This is a genomic window from Streptomyces hygroscopicus subsp. hygroscopicus, assembly GCF_030269125.1.
Taxonomy (GTDB): domain Bacteria; phylum Actinomycetota; class Actinomycetes; order Streptomycetales; family Streptomycetaceae; genus Streptomyces; species Streptomyces hygroscopicus_C.
Window position 1 is genome coordinate 90,435 of record NZ_BSSM01000007.1, and the last position, 25,220, is coordinate 115,654.

Below are 25,220 nucleotides of genomic sequence, written 5' to 3' on the forward strand. Positions count from 1 at the left end.
TGCCGCGGCTCGCCGGGGCGAGGTTCCCGGCGCGGGGCGGGCGCCATCTCGCCGCCCGCCCCGGCACCCCCGCGGGTGGGTTCGGTCAGCCGTGGTCGGGCAGTGCCCGGTCCAGGATCGCGTCCAGGTCGGTCCCCCGGGGCAGCGTGCCGAAGGAGTGGCCCCAGTCGCCCGCCAGGCGGGTGGCGCAGAAGGCGTCCGCTACCGGGTGGGGGGCGTGCCGGACCAGGAGGGAGGCCTGGAGGGCGAGGGCCATGCGCTCGACCAGGCGGCGGGCGCTGAGCTGATCGGCCTCGGGCAGTTCGGTCCTGAGGGCGGTCACGGCGGCGTCCAGGCGGGCGTCCGCACCCCGGGCGAGCGCGAGTTCGCCGAACAGGGCGTCGGCGCTGCCCGGTTCACGTCCGAGGGCGCGCAGCACGTCCAGCGCGTTGACGTTGCCCGACCCCTCCCAGATGGACAGCAGCGGGGCCTCCCGGTAGTGCCGGGGCATGCCGGAGTCCTCCACGTACCCGTTGCCGCCCAGGCACTCCAGGGCCTCGGCGGTGAACGCGGGACCCCGCTTGGTGACCCAGTACTTGCCGACGGCGGTGGCGATCCGCCGGAAGGCGCGCTCCCCGGCGTCCCCGCGCACCGCGCGGTCCGCGGCGCCGGCCAGCCGCATGGTGAGCGTGGTCGCCGCCTCCGACTCCAGCGCGAGGTCCGCCAGCACGTTGCGCATCAGCGGCTGTTCGAGCAGCCGGGCGCCGAACGCGCCGCGGTGACGGGCGTGGTGGCCGGCCTCGACCAGCGTCTTGCGCATCAGCGTCGCCGTGGACATCACGCAGTCCAGGCGCGTGCAGTTGACCATCTCGATGATGGTCTTCACGCCCCGTCCCTCGGGTCCCACCAGCCACGCCACGGTCCGGTCGAACTCCGGCTCGGAGGAGGCGTTGGACCGGTTGCCCAGCTTGTCCTTCAGGCGCTGGATGCGGAAGGTGTTGCGGCTGCCGTCGGGCAGCACCCGCGGCACCAGGAAGCAGGACAGCCCGCCGGGGGCCTGCGCCAGGACCAGGAAGACGTCGGACATGGGCGCCGACGTGAACCACTTGTGCCCGCGCAGCGTGTACACGCCCGGCTCGCCGGTGGGCGTGGCCGTGGTGGTGTTCGTCCGCACGTCCGAGCCGCCCTGCTTCTCGGTCATGCCCATCCCGGCGATCAACCCGGCCTTCTCGGTGGGCACCCGCAACCCGTGCTCGTACTCCCGGCTGGTGAGCAACGGCTCGTAGACCTTGGCCAGTTCGGGCTGCGCGCGCAGCGCGGGTACGGCGGCGTACGTCATCGACGTCGGGCAGCCGTGCCCGGCCTCGGTGTGCCCCCACACCAACCCGCCCGCGGTACGGGCCACATGGGCGCCGGGCCGTTCGTCCGCCCAGGGCGAACCGGCGAGGCCCGCCTCGACCGCCGTCCGCATCAGATGGTGCCAACTGGGGTGGAAGTCCACCTCGTCGACACGGTTGCCGTAGCGGTCGTGGGTGCGCAGCACCGGCTCGTACCGGTTCGCCTGCTCGCCCCACTCCTGGGCCTCCGCGCTGCCGGCGCGGACGCCCAGGCGGCGGATCTCGTCCTCGGCCCACCCCGCGCCCTCCCGGCGCAGACCCTCCAGGAGGGCGGCGTCGGCGGAGGAGTCGTAGGGGGCGAGGGGCGGCGGCTGGTTGGTGACGTCGTGCGTCGCGACCTGGTCGGGCAGGGCGAGGGGCGAGTGCGTCTCTGTCTGGGTCGAGGTCATACGCGCCATGTTGCACTTTCTCTGCGGCTGTAGCAATAGTGCAACATGGCGGCGGACGTAAAGTACGTGCCCATGCGCATGAACGTGTCGGCGGGGCCCGAGGCGGCCGCCCTGCGGCCCCTGTCCGCGCGGTCGGTCGTGCTGAGCATGCTGCTCGCCGTGCATCCGCCCGAGCTGCCGGTGAAGGACCTCGTACGGCTGGTCGAGCCCTTCGGGGTCGGCGGCTCCACGCTGCGGGCCGCGCTGAGCCGGATGGTGGCCGCCGGTGACCTGTGGCGCACGGACGCGGTCTACGGGCTCAGCGAGCGGCTGCTGGCCAGGCAGCGCCGCCAGGACGACGCGGTCCACCCCCGTACCCGCGCGTGGCACGGGGACTGGGAGATGGTGGTCGTCACCGCGACGGGGCGCGGCGCCGCCGAGCGCGCCGAGCTGCGTGCCCGGCTGACCGCCCTGCGCCTCGCCGAGCTGCGCGAGGGCGTGTGGCTGCGCCCGGCCAACCTCGACCGGGCCCTGCCGGACGGGCTGAGCCAGGTGGCGGCGACGTACACCGCCCGTCCCGACGAGCCGGCGCACGACCTCGTCGCCCGCCTCTGGCCCCTGGACGCCTGGGCCGGAACCGCCCGCGCCCTCCTCACCCACGCGACCGGCGCGCCGGACCCCGCCGTCCGCTTCACCGCCTTCGCGGCGATCGTCCGCCACCTCCTCGGCGACCCCGTCCTCCCGCCCCCACTCCTCCCCGCCGACTGGCCGGGCCCCGCTCTGCGCACGGCGTACGCCGGGTATCAGCGGGAGGTGGCCGCGTCGGCGGGATGGCGGGAGGGCTGAGGGGGCGTTGCCGACGGTGGGGCCCGGCCGGGTGAGGCGGGCCGAGGCGGGCGCGGAGGACCCGGGTGGGCCAGGCCCGAGGGTCCGAGGCGCTGGGGGAGGGTGGGCGCCACCGGTGAGGCGCGCCTGCCGGGCGGTCGTGGCTGTCCGCCCCCGCGTGCGGTGCCCGGGAGGATGCGGTGCGCGGCAGGCCGGTACGACGGGTGGTACCCCCGGCCGATGAGGTGCGGGCCCGGCTGCCGCGGCGATCTCGAAGCGGCTCGCCTTCTCGGGCCACCGGGGTTCCGCCCCCGCCGCGTCGCTACACCGCCGGCCGCGCTCCGCGGCGTGTGCCGGGTGTGCCGACTCGTCGTCCCCGCGCTCCGGCGTGCCCCGTGCCGCCCTCGGCGGGTGGCGCCCGCGCCGTACAGGGCGTTCCCTGGGAGACGGGAGGGTGAGCGGGCCGGTCGCGGGCACTCGGTGGGGCAGTGGAGGACGAACTCACCCGAGGAGAGTCATGACTCAGCAGAACGCGTCGTCGGCCCTCACGGCGCCCCTGCGCGGTGCCGCCTCGGTGCTGCGCAAGGTGCCGGGCGCCACGGCGGTGGGCCGCGCCGCGGAGGAGACCCTGGACAAGGTCGGCGCCGTATCGCCCCGCGGACGCCGCATCGCGGTGTACGCCGGAGCGGGGGTGCTCGGCGCGACAGGCGTCGTGGAGTGGCCCGTGGCCCTCACCGGCGCGGCGGTGGCCTGGCTCACCCAGCCGCGGCCCGGCCCGAAGGACCGGCCGGCGGGCGCCGGACTCCCGCACGATCTCGGCACCGCCGCGCTCCGGTCCCACGTGGACACACCCACGCACGGGCCCCAGCAGGAACCCCATCGGCACCACGGCGAACCAGGACACGGGCACCGACCCGCCCGCACCCGCGCCGACGACTCCGAGGACACCACCCCGAAGACGGCGACCGGCCCCCTCGGCCCCACCGCGCGTCCCGACCGCACCACCCGCTGAGGAGGGCCCCTTGCCAGGTCTGCTCACCGTGCCGCGGGCCACCCTCCGGCTGCTGCCCGCGGCACCACGTCTGCTCGCGCGTGCCGCCGCGCCCGCCGTCGGAGTGGCCGCCGGCGCGGCCGCGGGAACGGCACGCGCCGGTGTGCGCGGCGTGGACGCCGCCGCACGGGTCGCCCGCGTCGCCCGCAACACCCTCCCCGGCACCGGCGGCCACTGGCGCTCGGGCACCCGCGCCCACCTCGCCCTGCGCCCCATGGCCCCGGGGCCCGAGGCCGGCACGGAGGCCCCGGCATCCGGGCCCGAGCCCCCGGCGCCCGCCGAGCCCCCGACGCCGGAGCCCGCGGCCGGCACCCCGCCCCGCGCCCCCGCGGCCGGCACGGAGCATCCTGCCCCCGAGAGCCCGGCGGGGACCACGCCCTCGGACCGCGGCGCGCGTCCGGCCCCCGAGCCCCCGTCCGGCACGGCCCACCCGCCCCCCGGACCCCCCGCCGGCCCCGGTCGCGAGGTGATCCCCGGCCACCCCGCCGGCACCACGCGTCCGACGCCCGAGCCCCCTCCCCTCACCGAGCCCCCGCTCGGCCATCCCGCCGGCGCCGGCCGTCCCCACCCCACCGTCCACCTGGCCCGCCGCATCGCCGCCACCCTCGCCGAACGCCCCGACGTGCTCTTCGCCTACTGGGACGAGGGCCTTTCCCGGCTGGTCGTGGCGGCGACCGAGGAGGAGGCCACCGACGAGGTCGTCGCGCACGCCGCGCGGCTCGCCGCGCGGCACGGGCTGGAGCTGGGCCCGGACGACGTGGAGGAGAACACCCACCCGGCCGACCCCGCGGGGGTGCGTACCGCGGTGGCCACGCTCGCGGTGGACGCGCTGGGTACCGCCGTCGCGGTCGCCGGGTACGCGCTGCGGTTGCCGCCCTCGCCCCGGCTGGTGACCGCGGTCACGACGCTGCTGCGGGAGAACCCGCGTTTCCGGGCCTGGCTGCGCGCCCGCCTGGGGCACGACCGGATGGACCTGGTGCTGGCCACGGCCAACGCCGCCGTGCACGGGGCCGGGCAGACCCCCGCCTCCCTGCTGCTGGACGGCACCCTGCGCGTGTGCCAGGTCGCCGAGACGGTGGCCCGCGCGGCCGCGTTCGACGCGGTGCACGACGAGCTGTGCGCCCCCGGCCGCGTCAGCCTCGCGCCCGGCGGCGAGCCGCGTCCGCCGTTGCGGGAGACGCCCGCGCAGCAGTACGCCTCCCACGCCTCCGCGGGCAGCGTGCTGGGCGCCGCGGCCACGCTGCTGGTCAAGCACGACGGCGCCGAGGCGGCCGAGGCGGTGCTCGCCGGTTCGCCCAAGGCCGCCCGTTACGGCCCCGCCGCCTTCCACGCCGTGCTCAGCGCCGCCCTGTCGCGCACCGGGGTGCTGGTGCGCGCCCCGGAGCGGCTGCGCCAGCTGGAGATGGCCGGGACCGTCGTGCTGCACGCCGGAGCGCTGCGCGGCGCGGACGGCGAGGCGGACCCGTGGGCCGAGCCCGTGCTGGACGCGGCCCGCCGGGCCGGGCTGCGGGTGGTGCTGGTGGACGATCCCGCCCTGGAGGACTTCACCGGCCTGGCCGACCAAGTGGTGGACGCCCGCCGGCCGCTGGACGACGTGGTCTACGAGGCCCGGGGCGAGACGCACGCCGTGCTGACCGTCGCCCGGGTGCGCTCGGCCGAGGAGACGGACGTGCTGGCCGCCCTGCGCGGCAGCGATGTCGCCGTCGCCCTCACCGACCGGGACGGCGCGGTGGTGTGGGGCGCGGACATGCTGGCCCTGCACGGGCTGCGGGACGTGTGGCGGCTGCTGACCGCGATTCCGGCCGCCCGTGCGGTCGGTGGGCGGGCCCAGACGCTGGCCAGGTCCGGTGCGGCACTGTCGGGGCTGCTGGTGGCCGTCGGCGAGTCCAAGGGCGGCCGGGGGCGGCTCGCGATGCTGCCGGGGCTGCGGCACGCGCCCGTCGACGCGGGGGCCGCCATGGCCCTGCTGTCCGGGATGCGTTCCGCGCTGGGAGTGGCGTTGGCCCGTGCCCCGCACCCCCGGCCCCGCGTGCACTGGCACGAGCTGGACCCGGAGCAGGCCCGCGACCGCCTCGAACACCGACCCGGCGCCGAACCGGGCCCGTCGGCCGCGCTGACCACCGGGCTGCGCAGGGCGGCCGTGGGGGTCTCCCGGCATCCGCTCCTCGCCCCCGTCCGCTGGTCCTACGAGCTGGGACAGGCCGTCCGCGGCGAACTCCACGACCCGCTCACCCCCGTCCTCGCCGTCGGCTCGGCGGCCTCCGCGATCCTCGGCTCCGCGGTGGACGCCCTGCTCGTCGTCGGTGCCCTCGATCTGAACGCCCTGGTCGGCGGGGTCCAGCGGTTGCGCGCCGAACGGGCGCTGTCCGGTCTGGTCGCGGACCAGAAGCGCAAGGCACGCGTGGTGCCCCCGAAGGCGGAGGCCCCTTCCGGCGGCACCCGCACCGTGGAGGCGGGCAAGCTCACGCCCGGCGACGTGATCCAGCTCAAGGGCGACGACGTGGTGCCCGCCGACGCGCGGCTGCTGTGGCAGGAGGGCCTGGAGGTGGACGAGTCCGCGCTGACGGGCGAGTCCCTGCCGGTGGAGAAGGACACCGACCCCACCCCGCACGCCCCGGTCGCCGACCGCAGCTGCATGGTCTTCGAGGGGACGACCGTGGTGGCGGGAGAGGCCCGTGCCGTCGTGGTCGACATCGGCGAGCACACCGAGGCCGCCCGCGCCGTGCATCTCGCCGCGCGGACGCCCCCGGCGGCCGGCGTCCAGGCCCGGCTTCAGGAACTCACCCGCAAGGCACTGCCGTTGACCCTGGCGGGCGGCGCCGCCGTGACCGGTCTCGCGCTGCTCCGGGGCACCCCGATCCGTGAGGCGGTCAGCGGTGGCGTCGCGGTCGCGGTGGCCGCCGTCCCCGAGGGGCTGCCCCTGGTGGCCACCGTCGCCCAGCTGGCGGCGGCCCGCCGGCTCAGCCGCGACGGCGTCCTGGTGCGCACCCCGCGCACCCTGGAGGCGCTCGGCCGGATGGACACCATCTGCTTCGACAAGACCGGCACCCTCACCGAGAACCGGTTGCGCCTGGTGCGGGTCTCCGACGCCGAGGGCACCGTACGCGCGGTGGCCGACGCCGGGTCGGCGGACACCGTGCGGTCCGCCGCGCGGGCCTGCCCCCGCACCAACGGCGGCTCCGAGCGGCCGGTGCACGCCACCGACGAGGCCGTCCTGGACGCGGCCGGTCCCGATCCCGAGTGGACCCAGCTCGCCGGGCTGCCCTTCGAGGCCGCACGCGGCTACGCGGCCGCCGTCGGACGGGCCGGCGACGGCCCCCGTGTCCTCGTGGTCAAGGGCGCTCCCGAGACCGTGCTGCCCGCCTGCGCCGGCCTCCCGACGGGCGCCGCCAACGCGGCCCAGGAGCTGGCCGGTTCGGGACTGCGCGTCCTGGCGGTGGCCGAACGGCGGCTCGGCGACGGGGAGGACGCGGCCGACGTCCTCGAACAACCGCTCCAGGAGCTGGAGTTCACCGGCGTGCTGGCGCTGTCCGACGTGCCCCGCGACACCTCCACGGCACTGGTGAAGGGGCTGCACGAGGCGGGCGTACGACCCGTCGTGCTCACCGGCGACCATCCGCAGACCGCGCGGGCCATCGCCGCGGAACTGGGCTGGCCGGAGGGGACCGTGGTGGTCACCGGCGACGAACTGGCCGCCGCGGACCGGGCGGCGCGGGCCCGGATGCTGCGCGACGCGGGCGTGGTGGCCCGGGTGGCGCCCGAGCAGAAGCTCCAGGTCGTGGAGGCGCTGCGGGACGCGGGCCGGGTGGTCGGCATGGTCGGCGACGGAGCCAACGACGCCGCGGCCATCCGCGCCGCCGACATCGGCGTCGGCATCAGCGCCCGCGGGTCGGCCGCCGCGCGCAACGCCGCAGACATCGTGCTCACCGACGACGACCTCACGGTCCTGATCGACGCGATCGGCGAGGGCCGCGCCCTGTGGCACAGCGTGGCCGACGCCATCGCCATCCTGATCGGCGGCAACGCGGGCGAGGTCGGCTTCGGCCTCATCGGCACCCTGCTGTCCGGCCGCGCGCCGCTGTCCACCCGGCAGATGCTGATGGTGAACCTGTTCACCGACCTGTTCCCGTCGATGGCGGTCGCCGTGACGGAGAAGGAGGGCGAGGCGGACCTCGCCCACGTCGAGGAGGCCGCCGGGGTGCTGGGCGACCCGCTGCTGCGGCAGATCAGGCACCGGGCGCTGACCACCTGCCTCGGCGCGCTCACCGCCTGGCTGATCGGCCGCTTCACCCCGGGCACCGCCCGCCGCTCCAGCACCATGGCGCTGTGCGGGGTGGTCGGCACCCAGCTGGTGCAGACCCTCCTCGACCGGCGCGACAGCCGGCTGGTGCAGATCACCTCGCTGGGCTCGGCCGCGGTGCTCGTCGCCGTCGTCCAGATCCCGGTGCTCAGCCGCGCCTTCGGCTGCACCCCGCTCGGCCCGTTCGCCTGGGCCGGCGTGGTCGCCGCCATCGGCCTCGCCCTGGCGGGTCAGCGGGCGCTGCCCCGCCTGGAGGAGACGGTGGTACGGCTGCTGCCGGACTGAGGCTCACACCGACCGCAGGTACTGGTCAGGCACCCGCACGTCGCCGCCCAGCTCGCGGGCGGCGTGCCGGGCCCAGGACGGGCTGCGCAGCAGCTCGCGGCCGAGCAGGACGGCGTCGGCCTCGCCGTTCGACACGATCTTCCGGGCCTGCTCGGCCTCGGTGATCAGCCCGACGGCGGCGACCGGCAGCCCGGCCTCGGCCCTGACCCGCGCGGCGAACGGGACCTGGTAGCCGGGCTCGACCGGAATGCTCACGGCGGAGGCGTTGCCGCCGGTGGAGACGTCGAGGAGGTCGACGCCGTGGGCGCGCAGGTCACGCGCGAGACGCACCGTGTCGTCCGCGGTCCACCCGCCCTCCTCCAGCCAGTCGGTGGCCGAGACGCGGAAGAACAGCGGCTTGTCCTCGGGCCACACCTCCCGTACGGCGTCCACGATCTCCAGCGCGAGGCGGACGCGGTTCTCGTACGAGCCGCCGTAGGCGTCGGTGCGGTGGTTGGAGTGCGGCGAGAGGAACTCGTTGACGAGGTAGCCGTGGGCACCGTGGATCTCCACGACCTCGAAGCCGGCGTCGAGCGCCCGGCGGGCCGCGGCGGCGAACCGGCCGACGATCTCCTTGATCTGATCCACCGTCAGCTCGGCGGGAACCGGGTGGCCTGCCGCGAAGGGCAGCGGGCTCGGGGCGAGCGGCTGCCAGCCGTGGCCCTCCGGGCCGACCGGTGCGCCGCCCTTCCAGGGCCGCTCGGTCGAGCCCTTGCGGCCGCTGTGCGCGAGCTGCACCGCCGGCACCGTGCCCTGGGCGGCGAGGAAGCGGGTGATCCGGCGGAAGGCCTCCACCTGGGTGTCGTTCCACAGGCCGAGGTCGTAGGGGGAGATGCGGCCCTCCGGCGAGACCGCGGTGGCCTCGACCACGATCAGACCGGTGCCGCCGGTGGCCCGCGCCCCGTAGTGCGCGAAGTGCCAGTCGTTCGGGGCGCCGGTGAGCGGCCCCTCCGGCTCGGCCGAGTACTGGCACATCGGGGGCATCCACACCCGGTTGGGGATGGTCACCTCGCGCAGGGTGAGGGGCTCGAACAGCACGCTCACGACGGACTCCATTCGTCACGGACCGAAAGTCTGCTCGTACGATAAGCCTCGTAGTACGAGGGATGTCAAACTACGATGCCTCTCGTACAATGCAGGCACGTGAGCACTCCGCTACTCCCGTGAGGAAGGTGGGCCGTCATGGCCGAGACCGTCGCCCCCGGCCGTGTCCTGCCGCACCCCGATCGGGAGGAGATCCGCCTGGAGACCGTGCTGCACGCGCTGTCCGACCCCGTGCGGCTGCGGATCGTCCGCGAACTGTCCACGGCGGCCGACGAGTTGTCCTGTTCGCGCTTCGACCTGCCGGTGACCAAGTCCACCACCACGCACCACTTCCGGGTGCTGCGCGAGAGCGGGGTCATCCGGCAGACCTACCGGGGCACGGCCAAGATGAGCGGCCTGCGCCGGGACGACCTGGACGAACTCTTCCCGGGCCTGCTCGACGCCCTCCTCGCCGCCGCCGCGGGCCAGCACGCCCGGCTGGGCGAGGAGGCCTGACCGCGCGGTCCCCGGGCTACGCCGACCGCGCCACCGCCAGCAGGCTCTCCCAGTCGGCCAGCTTGACCACGCCGCGGCCCAGTCGCGCGCCCAGCTCGGCCTCCGCGCGCTCGATCGCCAGCCAGCCGTCCCAGGCGACTGGCTCCGTCCCGGCCGCCAGCAGCGCGGGGACGGCGTCCCCGGGCACGTCGGCGCGCGCCAGCTCGGGGGCGTCCGCGAGCAGGGAGGCCACCGTCTCCTTGGCGCAGGGCCGGTTGGTGCCGATCACGCCCGACGGGCCCCGCTTGATCCACCCGGCGACGTACTCCCCGGACGAGGCCGCGCCGTCGCGCACCACCCGCCCCGCCGCATGCGGCACGGTGCCGCTCGCCTCGTCGAACGGCAGCCCCTCCAGCGGGACTCCGCGATAACCCACCGAGCGCAGCACCAGCTGCGCGGGCATCTCCTCGTACCGCCCCGTGCCCGTCACCCCGCCGTGCCCGTCCGGCGCCGTGCGCTCGAATCGGACCGCGCCGACCCGGCCGCCGTCCGCCAGCAGCTCCACCGGGCGCAGGAAGAACCGCAGTCGGATGTCCCGGCCGGACCCGGCGGGCCGCCCCGCCCAGCCGCGCAGCACGTCCAGGTTGCGTCGCCGGGCCGCGGGCAGCGTCTCGGGATCGGCCGGGTCGAGCGCCAGGTCACCCGGCTCCACGGCGACCCGGGTGCCGGGCAGGGTGCCCAGTTCGCGCAGCTCCTTGGTGGTGAAGCGGGCCTGCGCCGGGCCGCGCCGCGCCACCATGCGCACCTCCTCGACCCCGCTCGCCGTCAGCGCCTCCAGCGCCGCCTGCGGCATGTCCGTCGGCCGCAGCTCGGCCGCGCCGCGCATCAGCATCCGGGTGACGTCCACCGCCACATTGCCCGCGCCGATGACCACCGCCGAGCGCACGCCGCGCACATAGCCCGCGTCGGCCGCGTCCGGGTGCGCGCTGTACCAGGACACGAACTCGGTCGCCGACCAGCAGCCCGGCAGGTCCTCGCCGGGAATGCCGAGCCGGCGGTCGGTGGCGGCGCCCACGCAGTACACCACCGCGTGGTACAGCCCCCGGAGCACCTTCACCGGCACCCCGCCGGGCCCGCCCACCCGCACCCCGCCGAGGAACCGCACCCGCTCGTGCTCCAGCACCGTGCACAGGCCGGCCTGAAGGGACTTGATCTTCTCGTGGTCCGGGGCGACGCCGTACCGGACGAGTCCGTACGGGCACGGCAGCCGGTCCAGCACGTCCACGCGCACCTCGGGGTCCTGCTGGACGAGGTGCTGCGCGGTGTAGCACCCGCTCGGTCCGGATCCGACGACGGCGACTCTCAGCACGGCGGTACTCCTGACGCGGAAGGAGAGTGCGCGGACGGCTCCAGGATCCCACCGACGGGCCCACGGGGGCAGCGCCCGCAGGGGTGACGCGGGCGCGTGTCCCACCGGATGGAGGGTGGGCGTGCGGATACGTTGCGCAGGTGCTCGAGGCATCCTTTCTTGATCTTTCCGAGCGGAACGCCGAGGACGGCGCGGTGTCCGTGTGGCCCGCGTGGGAGGTGCGCGAGCACGGCGGCACCCTGGCCTGGCTGCACGTACGGCTGGACTTCCCCGACGGCGCCGGGGTGGACGCCCTGGCCGTCGTGAGCGACGGGGGCAGCGTCTGCGTCGAGGACGTCAGGGCCCGCCCCGCCCTTTCGCTGGAGGACCTCACGGTGCTCGCGGACTGGATCGAGGAGCCGCTGCTGGAGGCGTTCTGGACGGGGGAGCGGGCCGCGGGCCGCGCGGAGGCCCCGGCGGCCTCCTACGACGGGCCGGTGCCCGTGACCCGGCGGCGGGCCCGCCCGGCCTGGCCGCGTGGGGCCGAGGGGCGGCTGCTGCTCGCCCGGGAGTACCGCGCCGCGCAGGAGGCGGGCGCCGACCCGGTGCTCGCCGTGATGCGCGCGACCGGCCATGGCCGCCGCCGCTCCCTCGGCCTGATCGCGCGGGCCCGGGACGCGGGTCTGCTCACACCACGGCACGCTCGACGGTAGGTCCGCTGGTCCTCTCCGGGTCCCCCGCGGTCCTCCCGGGGCCTCGGCGGCTCTCGACGGCACGCGCCGGCCCGTCCTGCGCCCGCGAGGACTGACGGCTTCGAGTTCGACGGCGCCGAGGCCGCCCCTGCCTTCCTGCTGGACCACGACGGCCGCGAGCGGGAGGCCCGCGAGGCAGGGCCGGCCATCGCCCTGCACACCACCCCGGAGGTGCCGCTCCGGATGTCACCCGAGGTCGCCGTGGGTCGCCGTGGTGATCCTCGGCGTGGAGACCGATGTCCTCGGTCTCGCCCTCACGGAGGTCACCGGGCAGCGGCGGGCCGAGGTGGTGGCCGCGCACCCGGGCCCCGACTTCGAGAACCGCGTCCCGAGGGCCTCCCACGACGGCATGCCCGGCCGCCCCGGCCCCACCTTCGGGACCATGAACGACGACGTCCTGGCGCCCTTCGACGCCGCGTTCCGCCGAAAGGACTTCGTCCAGCTCGTCCGGAACAGACCGTGGCCGGAGTGAGACGCGCCGACGGTCCGAAAGGAGCAGGAGGCTCCGACCGGGCAGACCCGCCGGACAGGACCCGCCGGAACGCGGACCGCCCCCGCGCCGGCCCCGGACCCGCTAGCCCCGTTCCGGTCTCGCTCCGGGCGCGAAGAACCGTGACAGATCGCGCTCCGGGGTCCCGGCACCGGCCCGTTCGGGGGGAAACCCGAGGTCCCGGTCGAGTCCGTACCGCTGGAACAGCTCGGCGCGCAGGGCCGGGACGGGCATCGGTACGCCCGGGACCAGGGCCGCGTACACCGCGCCCATCAGCACGGCCCGCAGCATCGGATAGTCGGCGGTCACGTCCGCGGAGCCGTACCGGGCCACGGTGTCGCCGAGCAGTTCCGACAGCCGCCGTTGCTCCGGGCACTCCACGAAGCCCTCGGCCTGGAGCAGCCCCGCCATGTGCTGGCGCATCAGCACGGGCCGGTCGCGCGCGAGCCCGAGGATCGCGTCGATGGCGCGGGCCAGCCGCTCCCGGCCGTCCTCGGTGCGCGGCTCCCGCTCCAGCGCCTCCTCCAGCGTGCGGTGCATCAGCCGGTGCACGGCGGACTGCACCAGCTGGCGTTTGCCGGGGAAGTAGTACGACACCAGGCCGCGGGCGGACCCGGCGCGGTCCGCGATGTCGCCGAGCGTCGTGGCCTCGAAGCCGCGCTCGTCCACCAGCTCCACGGCCGCCTGAAGCAGCCGTTCCCGGGAACGCCTTCGCAACTCTTCATTGACCGAGGCGCTGCGCGGGGACATGCTGGACTCCTGCGTTGACTGGCTGCCAGCCAACTATACTCAACGCGCCGGAACCCACGGGTTCCCGATCCGAGCTGCCGTCCGCCGGGGTGACGCGGGGGATCACCCCGGCGGACGGTGTACGTCCGGTCGGCGCCGCGGGGCGGGTCGGACCAGGCCGAGGACGGGGAGCAGCGCGTCGGGGCGGTCGTCCACCGGCAGGTGGTCCACGAAGTGCACCCGGCAGCCGAGCGCCGCCGCACCCCCGTCCGCCTCCCTGCTGTCGCCGACCATGAGCGCATCCCGGGGATCGGTGCCGAGCGCCGCGCAGGCGGTCGAGAACAGCCGCGCGTCCGGCTTCTGCACCCCGTGCTCGTACGACAGCACGTAGGCGTCCACGAACGCGTCGAGCCCGTGCGCACGGAAGACCGGGCGCAGATCCCAGCCGATGTTGCTCACCACCGCCACACCGACACCGCGCTCGCGCAGGGTGCGCAGCACCTTCGGCGCGTCCGGGTAGGGGGTCCAGGCGGCGGGGGACATGTGCCGTGCGTACAGCGCCTCGTGCAGATCCGGATCGGGCAGGGGCACCCGCCGGGACATCCCCGTGTACGCCGCCCGGTGCAGCTCCGCGCTTTCGTCCCGGCGCGCCCACAGCCCCGCCGCCTCCTCCGGCACCCGCAGTGGCGCCGCGCCGCCCGGCAGCGCGCCGACCGCCTCCAACGCCCTTGCCGTTTCCCTGAGTTCCGGCTCGGGCAGGTCCCGCCCGGCCTCGTCCAGCACCGCACGCAGCCAGGACTCGGTGGACTCGACGCGGAAGAGCGTCCCGGAGAAGTCGAACAGCACGGCAGCCATGCGACGGACTCTATTCGCGGTCACGCGCGCGCGAGTCGAGGCGCGATCAGCCCAGCGCCCGCAGTCCCGGCACCAGGGTCAGCAGCACCGGAAGCGCCGGCACCAGCGCGGCGACCGCGGTGAGGCGCAGCCGGTGCAGCGCCGGGAGGCGGTCGGGCGGGCCGAGCAGCCGGTGCACCCGCTGCGGCACATGCGCCTGGGGGGTCGGGCTGGGCCCGAACACGCCTCGTTCCTCGTTGAGTTCGACCAGCGCGAGCGCGGTCGTCAGCCGGCCGAAGCGCCGCGAGGCCATGTCGTCGGCGGCCAGCTCCACCAGCCGGTGCATCTCGTCCCGGAACGCGGCGAACACCGGCACCTGGGGAAACCCGTCCGCGAGCGCGGCCGAGCAGTGCAGCAGCCAGTCGTGCCGCGCCTGCGCGTGCCCCCACTCGTGCGCCAGCAGCGCGTCCAGCTGTCGTCCCTTCAGACGTCGCAACGCGGCCGTGGTGACCACCAGTCGGGGTGTCGTACCGGCCAGCCACCAGGCGTCGGGGCGTTCGCCCTCCAGCACCACCAGCCGGCCTTTGCTCGGCTCCTCACCCGGCAACAGCGGTGCGCGCACGAGGAGTTCGGCCTGCTGCGTACGTCGCTGGGCCCGGGATCGTACGACCTCCCGCACCAGCATGGCCGCGCTCCACAGGCCGGCGCAGGCCAGCAGCACGGCCGTGGCCGCCGCCCAGGGGCTCGCGGTGCCGAGGGCGTACGCGTCCACGACCGCGCGCGGCGCCCGCGCGAAGACGTGTCCGCGCACCGGCGCCCAGGCCGCGGCGGCGCTGAGCGTCATCGACAGCGCACAGCACAGCAGTACGGCCGCCACGACGCACTGCCACGCCCACAGCGCGACGACCGGTTCCCGGTCCGGCCAGTCGGCGCGGGCGAGCAGTCGCGGGCCGAGGACGGCGGTGAGGACGCCGAGCAGTAAAAGGGCCACGGGGACCATCATGGGCAGCACCCTATGAGCGCGGAGCCGCCCGGCGGTACGGTCCGTCGCGCCGAAGTGACGCAGGCAACGCGCGCCGGACGCCGTCCCGTCGCAGTCCTGTACGGCGTTGCCGCGCGGCGCCGTCACATCGTCAGGAGCATCGCGACCATCCCGATCGCCATCGACAGCCGGCACGCGCGGGCCAGTTCCGGGCGGTCGCCCCGGCACGCGGGCGGGGCCGTGCCGCCGACGGCGACGGCGGCCGGGACCAGGCGGGCGCCGGACAGCAGGACGTAGCCCGTGAAGTAGAGGAGCAGGGCGCCGGTCACCAGGGGGACCCCGGTGCCAGCGTGCACGCCGTTCATCGGCATGCCCTCCATGTGATGAGCGGCGGGCGGGGCCGTGGCCATCGCCGCCGCCATGTAGACCATCGCCGCGGCGCCCACCACGTGGTGCAGATGGTGCCGGTCGCGGCGGACGGCCCACAGCGCGCGCAGCGCGGCCAGGCCGAACACGGCGGCGTACAGCGGCCAGGCCCAGCCCGGCGGGGTGAACGCGGCCGCCGGTACGGCCATCGCGGCCATCCCGAAGCCCATCAGCGCCTCGTCACCCGCGGAGCGGCGCTGCTCCTCGACGGCGCTGCGCAGCCGCAGCAGGCAGTAGGCCCCGGTCGCCGCGCACAGCGCGACCAGCAACCAGGCGGCCGACACGGGTCCGTGCACGGGTACCTCCCCCGCTCGACGGTCGGTCGAGGATTGCGATGCCCGGACCGGGCGGGGCGCATACGAGCGCAAGGGTGTACACGGGGAGCGCTGACGGGGGCACGGTGGGTGAACGGGGGGCGGCGTGCGGGCGGGTGCGTGGCAGGGCAGTCGCCCGCCCTATGTTTTACTTATAAAACACATGCTAAATTTGAGGGATGAGCAGCGCGCCCCCACACCGCCTTCCCCTGGCCGGCACCCTCCGTCTCGGCCGGCCCTCGGACATCTGGTTCAAGCCCGCGCTGAGCGTGGTAGCCGCGGTCGCCCCGCCCAACCTGACCCTGCTGGCGCTCGGCCGCCTCGATCTGGCCGTGTACACGATGGCCGGGTCGCTGTGCGCGCTCTACGGCCACAACCGGCCCTACGCCGCGCGGGCACGGGCCCTGGTCTGGGTGGTGCTCGGCATGGTCGCCGGCGTCGCCGCCGCCCTGGTCACGGCCTCGCTCACCTCCGACGCCGTCATCCTCGTGACCGTCGGCGCCGTGCTGGCGGCGGCGCAGAAGGCCGTGTGCGACGCCACCCGGGTCGGGCCGCCCGGGAACGTGATCTTCACCTTCATCAGCTCCGCCTCCCTGTTCGCCCCGCAGACCCTCGGCGAGGTGCCGGGCCACCTCGCCCTCGCCCTCGCGGCCGGCGCCTGGTCCTGGCTGGTCGGCATGGCCCCCGGACTGGTCCGCCCGCACGGCCCCGAGCGCCGCGCCACCGCGCAGGCCCTGAACGCCACCGCCGCCTACGCCGAAACCCGCGGCACCGGCGAGGGGCACGCCGGTGCCCGCGCCGCCGGCGCCGCGGCCGTCCACGCCGCCTGGCAGTCGCTGCTCGCCGTCGGCGACCGCCCCGACGCCACCCGGCGCGCCCTGGAACGGCTCCTCGTGCGCGCCGAGGTCGCCCTCGCCGCGCCCGCCGACACCGACCCGGCACGGCTGCGCGCCTGGGCCCGCCAACTGCGCGGCCTCCGCCGCACCCTGAGCCTGGACATCCCCGGCGAGTACGCCGACGAACTCCTCGGCGTGGACACCGAACTGGCCCTGCCGCGCCCGTCGCTGCGCCGCCGCCTCGCGCCGCTCGCCCCCATCGCCGCCCGCACCGCGATCGGCTGCGCCCTCGCCGGGTACGCGTCCCTCGCCCTCGGTGTCGGCCGCCCCTACTGGGCCCTGGTCACCGCGGCCTCCCTCTACCAGGCCAACGTCACCCTCACCTGGCGCCGGGGCGTCCAGCGCGTCGTCGGCAACCTCGTCGGCGTCCTCGCCTTCGCCGCCCTCGCCCCGCTCGCCCACGCGAACGCGTTGGCCCTGGTGCTGTGCTGCGCCGCCCTGAACTTCGGCGCCGAGGCGCTGATCGGCCGCAACTACTGGCTCGGCAGCATCTGCGTCACCCCGATGGCCCTGCTCATCACCGAGTTCGCCCACGTCCAGGACTCCGCCGAACTGATGACCGACCGGATCGCGGACACCCTGCTCGGCGCGATCGTCGGCTTCGTCGCGGCCGTCGCCGTCACCAACCGGCGCGCCGGCGACCGCCTGGAACAGGCGCTGACCGAGGTGGAACGCGCCCGCGAGGGCGCCGCCCGGCTGCTCGCCGAGGCGCGCCCCGACCCGCGCGCGCTGGACGGGGCCCGCCGCGGACTCGCCTCCGCCCTGGTCGACCTGCGCGCCACGGCCGACGCCGCGGCCGGCGAGTGGTGGCAGCGCGCCCTGCCCCACGACCGGGTCGTGCTCGCCGAACAGTCCGGACACCGTACGCTCGCGGCGACGGTACGACGCCAGGGGCTCGCGCCGCGGCGGCACGACCCGGGCACGACGACGGAGGACATACGGCCATGACGGCGACGAACGGCACACCATCGCGGCGCGAGGCGCCGACGGCCGACACGGTCGCGGCGGTCGTACGGCAGTGGCGTGCCGTCCATCCCGAACTGGACACCGGGCCGATGGAGGTCATCGGGAGGATCAACCGGTGCGCGGCGCTGCTCCAGCAGGCCGAGGACGCGCCGTTGCGCCGGGCCGGCCTCAGCCGCCCCGAGTTCGACCTCCTCGGCGCGCTGCGCCGCACCGGGCACGAGCTGACGCCGGGGGAACTGGCCCGGGAGACGTTCTCCTCCGGCGCTGCCGTCACCAAGCGGATCAAGCAGCTGACCGAGCGCGGGCTCGTCGAGAGGCGGGGCGACACCCGCGACCGCCGCGTCGCCCACGTCCGCCTCACCGACGCCGGCCGCGCCCTGGTCGACGGCGTCCTGCCCGAACAGCTCTCCTACGAGACCGCCGTCCTCTCGGTGCTGGCCCCCGAAGGCAGGGACGACCTCGCCGCTCTGCTGGCCGAACTGCTCACCCGCCTGGAGGGCCGCATGGGAGCGCTGCGGACCGGGGGCTGAGCACGGCACGGGGTCCTACACGCCCGGACGGTGTCGCAGCGGATGGTCCGCCGGGACCTCCACGAGGACGATGCGCGTGCCGTCCGGATCGGCGAGCCACATCTCGATCAGACCCCAGGGCTCCCGGACCGGTGGACGGGTGATCTCGACGCCCTTCCCCCGCAACTCCTCGTGTGCCGCCCGCACGTCCTCGACCTGCATCCACAGCGCCACGGACGGCGACGGCGGGGCCGACCCCCGGCCGGAGACCTCCAGGAACCCCCCGCCCAGGAAGTACACCGTCCCGCGCTCCGGTCCCGTGCCGAACTCGCGGTACACGGGCAGGCCGAGCCGCTCGCCGTAGAACGCGCGGGACCGCTCGGGATCGGTGGGCCGCAGAAGTGTCCGACTGCTGAGTACGTGCACCATACAGGCGGATCCTAGTGGCACAGTTACCCTCGAACCTGGCTCAGCCACGCCCGAGATCGGAGAACCGCCCCCATGCACAGCGCCGCCGCCCCCGGCCTCACCTTCCGAGACGCCACCGACGCCGACGTCGACGAGCTGGTCGTGCTGATCGAGTCGGCGTACCGCGGGGACGCCAGCCGGGCCGGGTGGACCACGGAGGCGGACATCCTGGAGGGCAGGCGCACCGACCCCGAGGGCGTCCTCCAGGTGATCAAGTCGCCGGACAGCCGTCTGCTCACCGTCGAGCGCGACGGCCGTATCGTCGCCTGCTGCCAGCTCGAACACCGCGGCGACCACGCCTACTTCGGCATGTTCGCGGTCAACCCCACCCTCCAGGGCGAGGGCCTCGGCAAGACCGTCATCGCGGAGGCCGAGCGCCAGTGCCGCGGGGCATGGGGCGTCGGCGAGATGCACATGACCGTGATCTCCGTACGGGAAGACCTGATCGCCTGGTACAAGCGCCGCGGCTACCGCCGTACGGGACGGATGTCCCCGTTCCCGTACGGCGACGAGCGCTTCGGCATCCCGCAGCGCCCCGACCTGGAGTTCGAGCTGCTGGTCAAGAAGCTCGGCTGAACCCGCGGGGCCCCCACCCCGTCCGGCCGGGGCCCCGCGCCGCCTACGCCGTGAACCGGCCCGTGCGCTTGATCTCCGGGAAGTCCGTGGTCGCCCCGTCGAGTTCGAGCGCGCGGACCAGCCGCAGATGTTCCTGCGTGTTGACCGTCCAGCCGATGATCCGCAACCCGGCCGCGCGCGCGTGTTCGACGGTCTCCAGGGTGATCCGGCGGATGTCCAGACACAGGGTCGGCGCGCCCACCGCGACCGCGCGCCCGACCACCTCGGGGCCGTAGCGCCCGGCGATCAGCGCGGTGCGCACCCCGGGCACCAGCCGCGCGATCTCGGCGACCGCCTCGTCGTGGAACGAGGAGACCTCCACCCGCCCGACCAGATCCCGCTCCAGCATCACCCGGGCCAGCTCCCGCGCCGCCGCCACGTCCTTGATCTCGGCCTGGAGCGGCGTCCCCACCGCGTCCAGGACCTCCTCGAACACCGGTACCCGCTCGCCGCGCCCGGCGTCGAGCGCGCGCAGCTCGGAGAGGGTCTTCTCGGCGATCGGCCCGGAGCCGTCGGTCGTGCGGTCCACCTCGGCGTCGTGCATGACGACCAGGGCGCCGTCCTTGCTCAGATGGAGATCCAGTTCGATCAGGTCGAGGCCGGCCCGCTGCGCGGCCACGAAGGAACGAAGGGTGTTCTCGGGCTCGACACCCATGACCCCGCGGTGACCGATGGTAAGGAAGTTCAAGGTTCGACTCGCTTCCGTCGACGGCGTCTCGGCACGCGCGGCGACGGGCGGACGCCATCGTCCGTGCGGGCAGGTCGCAGCCTAACGGCCGCGACCCGGGATGAACCCGCATGCGCGCGGACGATCTGGGCGCGCCCCGGGCGGTGACTGGCCGCCGCCCCGTCGCGGCATCACCCACGCGTGGGCGAGTCTTCGCGCCCTTGACAGGCCGGATTCCGTCCCTCCCGAGCCCTCCGGCCCGACGGTCGAAAGTGAGCGCCGTCACGGTTTACGGCAGGAAAAATGTCGGTGACCATGTCACCAGACAGAAAAATCTCCTGCGCTGCCTCTTGATGGGGGAATCGGGGTATGCATACGGTGTCCATACGCGAGGTTCTCCCGTGGAGGATGGAAAATGACGGAAATTCTTGTGCAGCCGGGTGTGAAGGGGCAGGTTTCTTCGCAGGCCAGGGTGGTTGAGCACCCCGCCTGGCCCGTGCTCAAGGATGCCGTGGAACAGATTCGGCCATGGCAGTCGGCGGACGGCTCCATCGACTTCGACGCCGAGGGCGCGCCGGCCAAGGCCGTCGCCGAGGCCGCCGTACGCCGTGTCGCCGAGGCCGTCGAGCAGCTCTCGCCGCTCCTGCCGTACGACGCGGCGTACCACGAGGCCCTGGTGAAGGACCTGCGCCGCTGGGCCGAGGGCGGCTTCGAGGTGCCGGACTTCCTGGACTCCCTGCTGGCCTTCCACCCCGCGGCGCACCGCGAGGACGGCCTCCAGCACCTGGTCGTCTTCCCCATGTACACGCAGAACGGCAACCTGGACCGCAACCTGGAGGCGGTCGTGCTGCGCATGGTCTGGCCCGAGTGGCTGGCCGAGCTGGAGCGCACGCGCTACGACAACCCGCTGTTCTGCGGCATCACCTTCGAGGACTTCACCTCGGGCTACGACACCAACTCGGCCGTCCTCTTCCCGGAGACCATCGCCGTCCGTGAGGCGCCGGAACGTTTCTCTTGGGGTGGCATCTTCTGCGACCGCGAGGCGGCCCGCTTCCGCCGGGTCACCGAGGCCGCCGTCGGCATCCTGGGTCTCGAACTGCCCGAGGACATCGCCGCGATGGTCCACGACCAGAAGCGCTGCGAAGAGGCCTTCGTGCTCTGGGACATGGTCCACGACCGCACCCACAGCCACGGTGACCTGCCGTTCGACCCGTTCATGATCAAGCAGCGCCAGCCGTTCTGGATGTACGGCCTGGAGGAGCTGCGCTGCGACCTCACCGCCTTCAAGGAGGCCGTGAAGCTCGAGGCGGACGGCGTCCCGCAGGCGCGTGACGTGCAGTACGCGGTGCTCTTCGACCGCATGTTCCGCTTCCCCGTCACCGGCGACCGCGTGCGCAACTACGACGGCCTCGGCGGCCAGCTGCTCTTCGCCTACCTGCACAAGCACGACGTCGTGCGCTGGACGGACAACAAGCTGTCCATCGACTGGGAGCGCGCCCCGCAGGTCACCAACCAGCTGTGCGCCGAGATCGAGACGCTGTACCGGGACGGCATCGACCGCCCCAAGCTCGTGCACTGGTTCGCCGGCTACCAGCTGGTGTCCGAGTACCTCGCCCCGCACCCCGGCTCCAAGTGGGCCAAGGGCCCGGACGCCCTGGACCTGACCCTGCCGCCGCGCAAGCTGGTCGACGACGTGCTCCCGGACGAGTTTCCGCTGAGCATGTTCTTTGAAGCCCTGTCCAAGAAGCTGAAGAATGTGATCGCCTCTACCAAGGGCATCACGGCGGACGCCGCCGAGCGGCTCGCCGCGTGACTGACGGCGTACCGCCCACACACACCACTGCTGAAGAGGGGAAGATCATGGGGAACGGGTCGAACGGGGCGCTCAGCGGTGCGGTGATCGCGGTGGCCGGCGCGGGCGGACCCGCCGGCCGGGCGACGCTGCTGCGCCTGGCCGAGGCCGGGGCGACCGTCGTCGGAGCGGACAACGACCCGCAGCGTCTGTCGGAGGCCGTGGACGCGGCCCGCTACGCCTCCGGCGGCGCCACGGTCACGGGCGACACCGTGGACCTCCTCGACCTGCAGTCCACCCGTGAGTGGGCCGGGCGCATCGAGAAGGACTTCGGCCGCGTCGACGGCCTGGTGCACCTGGTCGGCGGCTGGCGCGGCAGCGAGACCTTCACGAAGACCAGCCTCGACGACTGGGACTTCCTGGAGCTGCTGCTGGTGCGCACCGTGCAGCACACCTCGCTCGCCTTCCACGAGGCCCTCCAGCGCAGCGAGCGCGGCCGCTACGTCCTGATCAGCGCCGCCGGCGCGTCCAAGCCCACCGCGGGCAACGCCGCGTACTCCGCGGCCAAGGCCGCCGCCGAGGCGTGGACGCTGGCCATGGCCGACTTCTTCCGCAAGGCGGGCAAGGCGGAGGGCGCCGAGGGTCCGACGTCGGCGGCTACGATCCTGGTGGTCAAGGCGCTGGTGCACGACGCGATGCGCGCCGAACGCCCCAACGCGAAGTTCGCGGGCTTCACGGACGTCAAGGACCTGGCCGAGGCCATCGAGGGCGTCTGGAGCAAGTCCGCCGCCGAGTTGAACGGAAACCGTCTGTGGCTGACCGAGAAGCCGTGAACCCTCCCAGGACCGACGCGCGTCGTCATCACGACCCGGAGGTCCGCGGTTTCGCCAGTGACAACTACGCCGGGGCGCATCCGGAGGTGCTGGCCGCCCTGGCCCTGGCCAACGGCGGCCACCAGGTGGCCTACGGCGAGGACCAGTACACCGAGAACCTCCAGCGGATCATCCGCAGCCACTTCGGTGCCACCGCGGAGGCATTCCCGGTCTTCAACGGCACCGGCGCGAACGTGGTCGCGCTCCAGGCGGTCACCGACCGCTGGGGCGCGGTGGTCTGCGCCGAGAGCGCGCACATCAACGTGGACGAGGGCGGGGCGCCCGAGCGGATGGGCGGCCTGAAGCTGCTCACCGTGCCCACGCCGGACGGCAAGCTCACGCCCGAACTGATCGACCGGCAGGCCTGGGGCTTCGAGGACGAGCACCGGGCGATGCCGCAGGTCGTCTCGATCACCCAGTCGACCGAGCTGGGTACGCTCTACACGCCCGAGGAGATCCGCGCGATCTGTGAGCACGCCCACGCACACGGCATGACGGTGCACCTGGACGGCTCCCGGATAGCCAACGCGGCCGCCTCCCTGGACGTGCCGATGCGCACGTTCACCAGCGCGGTCGGTGTCGACATCCTCTCGCTCGGCGGGACGAAGAACGGCGCCGTGTTCGGCGAGGCGGTCGTGGTCCTCAACCAGGACGCCGTGCGCAAGATGAAGCACCTGCGCAAGCTGTCCATGCAGCTCGCCTCCAAGATGCGCTTCGTCTCGGTGCAGTTGGAGGCCCTGCTGGCCAAGGACCTGTGGCTGCGCAACGCCCGGCACGCCAACGAGATGGCCCAGCGGCTGGCCGAGGGCGTGCGCGCGGTGCACGGTGTCGAGATCCTCTACCCGGTGCAGGCCAACGGCGTCTTCGCCCAGCTCCCGCACGACGTGAGCGAGCGGCTGCAGAAGCGCTTCCGCTTCTACTTCTGGGACGAGGCCGCCGGGACCGTGCGCTGGATGTGCTCCTTCGACACCACGGAGGAGGACGTCGACACCTTCGTGGCGGCCGTCAAGGAGGAGATGGCGCGCTGAGCCAGGCGCCTGGATGGCTGCATAGGTATGCGGTCACCTGGAAAGTCATTGACTGTCGGGTGATCGCGTACCTATGCTCTGCGAGCATGCAGCTGATCCAGGAAACCGCGGACCTCTCCGCTTATCTGGCCGCCGACGAGGTCATCGACCATCACCATCCGATGGTTCGGGAGACGGCCGCGCGGCTGGCCGCCGAGGCGACCGACTCGTATGCCTATGCGCGCCTTGCCTATGAGTTCGTCCGGGACACCATCCCGCACTCGGCCGACACCGGCGATCTCCGCGTCACCTGGCGCGCCTCCGACGTGCTCGCGCGCCGCACGGGCATCTGCCACGCCAAGGCGCACGCGCTGACGGCCCTGCTGCGCGCGGAGGACATCCCGACGGCCCTGTGCTATCAGCGCCTGCGCGACGACGGGGGCGCCCACGTGCTGCACGGCCTGGTGGCCGTCCGCTTCCACGGCGCATGGCACCGCCAGGACCCGCGCGGCAACAAACCCGGTGTCGACGCGCGGTTCTCCCTGACCGGCGAACGGCTCGCCTGGATTGCGGACCCGGCCGCGGACGAACGGGACCACCCGACGCTGTACGCCACCGCACACCCGGCCGTCCTCGACGCCCTGCGTACCGCCCCCGACCGCGAGGCCCTGGGGAGGACGCTGCCGAGCACCCTGTGACCTCCCCGGCACGACCCGCGGGGGAGCGGCGGGGGAAGCGGCCGGCGGTGCTCGCCGTCGTCCCGCGCGGCATCGCGGCCCCGTCGGCGGGAACGCGGAGGCGGCGACCGACGCCCGCCGCGCACCCCGCTTTCCACCAACGCCGCATCGCCCGGCCCCCGCAGGGCGGCCGGCAGCCGAGAGCCGGCCGGCCCTCCCGTCATGACCGGGCGCCTCGGCGGGTGGGCGGCCACACCGCAGGACGGTGTGTCAGTGGGCCTCGGCGGCCCGCAGCGCGTCCGCGGTCGGTGCCGTACCGCCCAGGTGGGCCGGGAGCCACCAACTGTCCTCCGGGCTCTTCGGGCGGCCGGGGTAGGCGCGCTGGGCGGCGTCCAGCAGTTCCTGGACGCGCTCGCGCAGCCGGCGGGTGATGGCCCCGGCGTACTGGTCGCGCGGCGCCTCCACCGCCTCGCCCACCCGGATGGTGACGGGCAGGTGGCTGCGCTTGAAGTCGCGGGGGTGGCCCTTGGTCCACAGCCGCTGCGTGCCCCACAGCGCCATCGGGACCAGCGGCACCCCTGCCTCCTGGGCGAGCCGGGCCGCGCCCGACTTGAAGCTCTTGAGGGTGAACGACTGGGAGATCGTGGCCTCGGGGAAGACGCCGATGACCTCACCGGAGCGCAGCGAGTCCAGCGCGTGCGCGTACGCGGCCTCGCCCTGCCCGCGGTCCACCGGGATGTGCTTCATGCCGCGCATCAGCGGGCCGGAGATCTTGTGCCGGAACACGGAGTCCTTCGCCATGAACCGCACCAGGCGCTTCTGCGGCAGGGCGGCCAGGCCGTTGAAGATGAAGTCCAGGTAGCTGATGTGATTGCTCACCAGCACGGCGCCGCCGGAGCGCGGGATGTTGGACGACCCCTGGCAGTCGATCTTCAGGTCCCAGACCTTGAACAGCGTCTTGGCGAATCCGATGACGGGACGGTAGACCAGTTCTGCCATGGGTGGGACGAACCCTTTCTGCTCTGCTCGGGAAAGGGGCTCCCGGCGGGAAAGTTACGCAGCCGTAGGTTTACGGCGTCTCGCAGATCGTGCCCCAAGAACGTGCGGGGAGCCA

At 74.5% G+C, this 25,220-nt stretch carries 23 protein-coding genes; 13 read left to right on the forward strand and 10 right to left on the reverse strand.

Annotated elements, in window-relative coordinates; genetic code table 11:
- Positions 1-85 precede the first annotated feature (85 nt).
- Entirely contained in the window at positions 86-1,765 is a 1,680-nt protein-coding gene (locus QSK45_RS17420; RefSeq protein WP_285557846.1) for an acyl-CoA dehydrogenase family protein, read from the reverse strand.
- A 72-nt stretch (positions 1,766-1,837) separates the two neighbouring features.
- On the opposite strand from QSK45_RS17420, the gene QSK45_RS17425 reads away from it, so the two are divergent.
- The 3 genes from QSK45_RS17425 to QSK45_RS17435 all read left to right on the forward strand — a co-directional run bounded on the left by QSK45_RS17425 (position 1,838) and on the right by QSK45_RS17435 (position 8,205).
- Positions 1,838-2,590: a PaaX family transcriptional regulator C-terminal domain-containing protein gene (locus QSK45_RS17425; RefSeq protein ID WP_285557848.1), complete on the forward strand. Its 753-nt coding sequence runs from the start codon at positions 1,838-1,840 to the stop codon at positions 2,588-2,590.
- Positions 2,591-3,086: 496 nt separating this feature from the next.
- Entirely contained in the window at positions 3,087-3,581 is a 495-nt protein-coding gene (locus QSK45_RS17430; protein ID WP_285557850.1) for a hypothetical protein, read from the forward strand.
- Between the two features lie 10 nt (positions 3,582-3,591).
- On the forward strand, positions 3,592-8,205 hold the full coding sequence (locus tag QSK45_RS17435; RefSeq protein WP_285557851.1) for a cation-translocating P-type ATPase: 4,614 nt from the start codon (positions 3,592-3,594) through the stop codon (positions 8,203-8,205).
- Positions 8,206-8,208: 3 nt separating this feature from the next.
- On the opposite strand, the gene QSK45_RS17440 is transcribed toward QSK45_RS17435, so the two are convergent.
- Positions 8,209-9,288 carry an NADH:flavin oxidoreductase/NADH oxidase gene (locus QSK45_RS17440; protein ID WP_285557852.1) on the reverse strand — a complete coding sequence of 360 codons (1,080 nt, stop codon included), beginning with the start codon at positions 9,286-9,288 and terminating at the stop codon, positions 8,209-8,211.
- Between the two features lie 138 nt (positions 9,289-9,426).
- Here QSK45_RS17440 and QSK45_RS17445 point away from each other — a divergent pair, with 138 nt between their 5' ends.
- A complete protein-coding gene (locus QSK45_RS17445; RefSeq protein WP_285557853.1) occupies positions 9,427-9,783 on the forward strand; it encodes an ArsR/SmtB family transcription factor in 357 nt (118 codons plus the stop codon).
- Between the two features lie 16 nt (positions 9,784-9,799).
- Here the strand turns inward: QSK45_RS17445 and QSK45_RS17450 are convergent, their stop codons facing one another.
- Positions 9,800-11,131, reverse strand: a complete 1,332-nt coding sequence (locus QSK45_RS17450) for an FAD-dependent oxidoreductase (protein WP_285557854.1) — start codon at positions 11,129-11,131, stop codon at positions 9,800-9,802.
- A gap of 194 nt (positions 11,132-11,325) precedes the next feature.
- Here QSK45_RS17450 and QSK45_RS17455 point away from each other — a divergent pair, with 194 nt between their 5' ends.
- Both QSK45_RS17455 and QSK45_RS17460 read left to right on the forward strand, forming a co-directional pair.
- On the forward strand, positions 11,326-11,823 hold the full coding sequence (locus QSK45_RS17455) for a DUF6214 family protein (protein ID WP_285558282.1): 498 nt from the start codon (positions 11,326-11,328) through the stop codon (positions 11,821-11,823).
- Positions 11,824-12,088: 265 nt separating this feature from the next.
- Positions 12,089-12,334 (forward strand): hypothetical protein, encoded by a 246-nt coding sequence (locus tag QSK45_RS17460; protein WP_285557856.1) that lies wholly within the window; start codon positions 12,089-12,091, stop codon positions 12,332-12,334.
- A 102-nt stretch (positions 12,335-12,436) separates the two neighbouring features.
- Here the strand turns inward: QSK45_RS17460 and QSK45_RS17465 are convergent, their stop codons facing one another.
- The 4 genes from QSK45_RS17465 to QSK45_RS17480 all read right to left on the reverse strand — a co-directional run bounded on the left by QSK45_RS17465 (position 12,437) and on the right by QSK45_RS17480 (position 15,619).
- Positions 12,437-13,102 carry a TetR/AcrR family transcriptional regulator gene (locus QSK45_RS17465; protein WP_285557858.1) on the reverse strand — a complete coding sequence of 222 codons (666 nt, stop codon included), beginning with the start codon at positions 13,100-13,102 and terminating at the stop codon, positions 12,437-12,439.
- Positions 13,103-13,204: 102 nt separating this feature from the next.
- Positions 13,205-13,936 carry an HAD family hydrolase gene (locus tag QSK45_RS17470; RefSeq protein ID WP_285557859.1) on the reverse strand — a complete coding sequence of 244 codons (732 nt, stop codon included), beginning with the start codon at positions 13,934-13,936 and terminating at the stop codon, positions 13,205-13,207.
- A gap of 46 nt (positions 13,937-13,982) precedes the next feature.
- Positions 13,983-14,918, reverse strand: coding sequence for a M56 family metallopeptidase (locus QSK45_RS17475; protein ID WP_285557861.1), 936 nt, complete (start codon positions 14,916-14,918; stop codon positions 13,983-13,985).
- Between the two features lie 122 nt (positions 14,919-15,040).
- Positions 15,041-15,619 carry a DUF5134 domain-containing protein gene (locus tag QSK45_RS17480; protein ID WP_285557862.1) on the reverse strand — a complete coding sequence of 193 codons (579 nt, stop codon included), beginning with the start codon at positions 15,617-15,619 and terminating at the stop codon, positions 15,041-15,043.
- A 197-nt stretch (positions 15,620-15,816) separates the two neighbouring features.
- On the opposite strand from QSK45_RS17480, the gene QSK45_RS17485 reads away from it, so the two are divergent.
- Together QSK45_RS17485 and QSK45_RS17490 are read left to right on the forward strand one after the other, a co-directional pair.
- Positions 15,817-17,481 carry an FUSC family protein gene (locus tag QSK45_RS17485; RefSeq protein ID WP_285557864.1) on the forward strand — a complete coding sequence of 555 codons (1,665 nt, stop codon included), beginning with the start codon at positions 15,817-15,819 and terminating at the stop codon, positions 17,479-17,481.
- Entirely contained in the window at positions 17,478-18,029 is a 552-nt protein-coding gene (locus tag QSK45_RS17490) for a MarR family winged helix-turn-helix transcriptional regulator (protein ID WP_285557866.1), read from the forward strand. The genes QSK45_RS17485 and QSK45_RS17490 overlap by 4 nt, the downstream gene beginning before the upstream one ends.
- 15 nt (positions 18,030-18,044) lie before the next feature.
- Here the strand turns inward: QSK45_RS17490 and QSK45_RS17495 are convergent, their stop codons facing one another.
- Positions 18,045-18,437: a VOC family protein gene (locus QSK45_RS17495; RefSeq protein WP_285557868.1), complete on the reverse strand. Its 393-nt coding sequence runs from the start codon at positions 18,435-18,437 to the stop codon at positions 18,045-18,047.
- 72 nt (positions 18,438-18,509) lie between these two features.
- Between QSK45_RS17495 and QSK45_RS17500 the strand changes: the two genes are divergently transcribed.
- Complete coding sequence (locus tag QSK45_RS17500) at positions 18,510-19,052, forward strand: GNAT family N-acetyltransferase (RefSeq protein ID WP_285557870.1); 543 nt, start codon at positions 18,510-18,512, stop codon at positions 19,050-19,052.
- A gap of 43 nt (positions 19,053-19,095) precedes the next feature.
- Here QSK45_RS17500 and QSK45_RS17505 read toward each other — a convergent pair whose 3' ends face one another.
- On the reverse strand, positions 19,096-19,779 hold the full coding sequence (locus QSK45_RS17505; protein ID WP_285557872.1) for a glycerophosphodiester phosphodiesterase: 684 nt from the start codon (positions 19,777-19,779) through the stop codon (positions 19,096-19,098).
- Positions 19,780-20,173: 394 nt separating this feature from the next.
- Between QSK45_RS17505 and QSK45_RS17510 the strand changes: the two genes are divergently transcribed.
- The 4 genes from QSK45_RS17510 to QSK45_RS17525 all read left to right on the forward strand — a co-directional run bounded on the left by QSK45_RS17510 (position 20,174) and on the right by QSK45_RS17525 (position 24,127).
- Positions 20,174-21,571 (forward strand): DUF6421 family protein, encoded by a 1,398-nt coding sequence (locus tag QSK45_RS17510; protein WP_285557874.1) that lies wholly within the window; start codon positions 20,174-20,176, stop codon positions 21,569-21,571.
- A gap of 47 nt (positions 21,572-21,618) precedes the next feature.
- Complete coding sequence (locus tag QSK45_RS17515) at positions 21,619-22,383, forward strand: SDR family oxidoreductase (protein ID WP_285557876.1); 765 nt, start codon at positions 21,619-21,621, stop codon at positions 22,381-22,383.
- On the forward strand, positions 22,380-23,450 hold the full coding sequence (locus QSK45_RS17520) for a threonine aldolase family protein (protein WP_285557878.1): 1,071 nt from the start codon (positions 22,380-22,382) through the stop codon (positions 23,448-23,450). The genes QSK45_RS17515 and QSK45_RS17520 overlap by 4 nt, the downstream gene beginning before the upstream one ends.
- An 86-nt stretch (positions 23,451-23,536) precedes the next feature.
- Complete coding sequence (locus QSK45_RS17525; protein WP_285557879.1) at positions 23,537-24,127, forward strand: transglutaminase-like domain-containing protein; 591 nt, start codon at positions 23,537-23,539, stop codon at positions 24,125-24,127.
- A gap of 249 nt (positions 24,128-24,376) precedes the next feature.
- Here the strand turns inward: QSK45_RS17525 and QSK45_RS17530 are convergent, their stop codons facing one another.
- On the reverse strand, positions 24,377-25,105 hold the full coding sequence (locus QSK45_RS17530) for a lysophospholipid acyltransferase family protein (RefSeq protein ID WP_285557881.1): 729 nt from the start codon (positions 25,103-25,105) through the stop codon (positions 24,377-24,379).
- Between the last annotated feature and the right edge of the window lie 115 nt (positions 25,106-25,220).

Bases quoted from the DNA above. Each gene is read 5' to 3' on its own strand.
- QSK45_RS17420 (WP_285557846.1), bottom strand. From the start codon at position 1,765: ATGACCTCGACCCAGACAGAGACGCACTCGCCCCTCGCCCTGCCCGAC.
- QSK45_RS17425 (WP_285557848.1), top strand. From the start codon at position 1,838: ATGCGCATGAACGTGTCGGCGGGGCCCGAGGCGGCCGCCCTGCGGCCC.
- QSK45_RS17430 (WP_285557850.1), top strand. From the start codon at position 3,087: ATGACTCAGCAGAACGCGTCGTCGGCCCTCACGGCGCCCCTGCGCGGT.
- QSK45_RS17445 (WP_285557853.1), top strand. From the start codon at position 9,427: ATGGCCGAGACCGTCGCCCCCGGCCGTGTCCTGCCGCACCCCGATCGG.
- QSK45_RS17465 (WP_285557858.1), bottom strand. From the start codon at position 13,102: ATGTCCCCGCGCAGCGCCTCGGTCAATGAAGAGTTGCGAAGGCGTTCC.
- QSK45_RS17470 (WP_285557859.1), bottom strand. From the start codon at position 13,936: ATGGCTGCCGTGCTGTTCGACTTCTCCGGGACGCTCTTCCGCGTCGAG.
- QSK45_RS17475 (WP_285557861.1), bottom strand. From the start codon at position 14,918: ATGATGGTCCCCGTGGCCCTTTTACTGCTCGGCGTCCTCACCGCCGTC.
- QSK45_RS17485 (WP_285557864.1), top strand. From the start codon at position 15,817: ATGAGCAGCGCGCCCCCACACCGCCTTCCCCTGGCCGGCACCCTCCGT.
- QSK45_RS17490 (WP_285557866.1), top strand. From the start codon at position 17,478: ATGACGGCGACGAACGGCACACCATCGCGGCGCGAGGCGCCGACGGCC.
- QSK45_RS17495 (WP_285557868.1), bottom strand. From the start codon at position 18,437: ATGGTGCACGTACTCAGCAGTCGGACACTTCTGCGGCCCACCGATCCC.
- QSK45_RS17500 (WP_285557870.1), top strand. From the start codon at position 18,510: ATGCACAGCGCCGCCGCCCCCGGCCTCACCTTCCGAGACGCCACCGAC.
- QSK45_RS17510 (WP_285557874.1), top strand. From the start codon at position 20,174: ATGACGGAAATTCTTGTGCAGCCGGGTGTGAAGGGGCAGGTTTCTTCG.
- QSK45_RS17515 (WP_285557876.1), top strand. From the start codon at position 21,619: ATGGGGAACGGGTCGAACGGGGCGCTCAGCGGTGCGGTGATCGCGGTG.
- QSK45_RS17525 (WP_285557879.1), top strand. From the start codon at position 23,537: ATGCAGCTGATCCAGGAAACCGCGGACCTCTCCGCTTATCTGGCCGCC.
- QSK45_RS17530 (WP_285557881.1), bottom strand. From the start codon at position 25,105: ATGGCAGAACTGGTCTACCGTCCCGTCATCGGATTCGCCAAGACGCTG.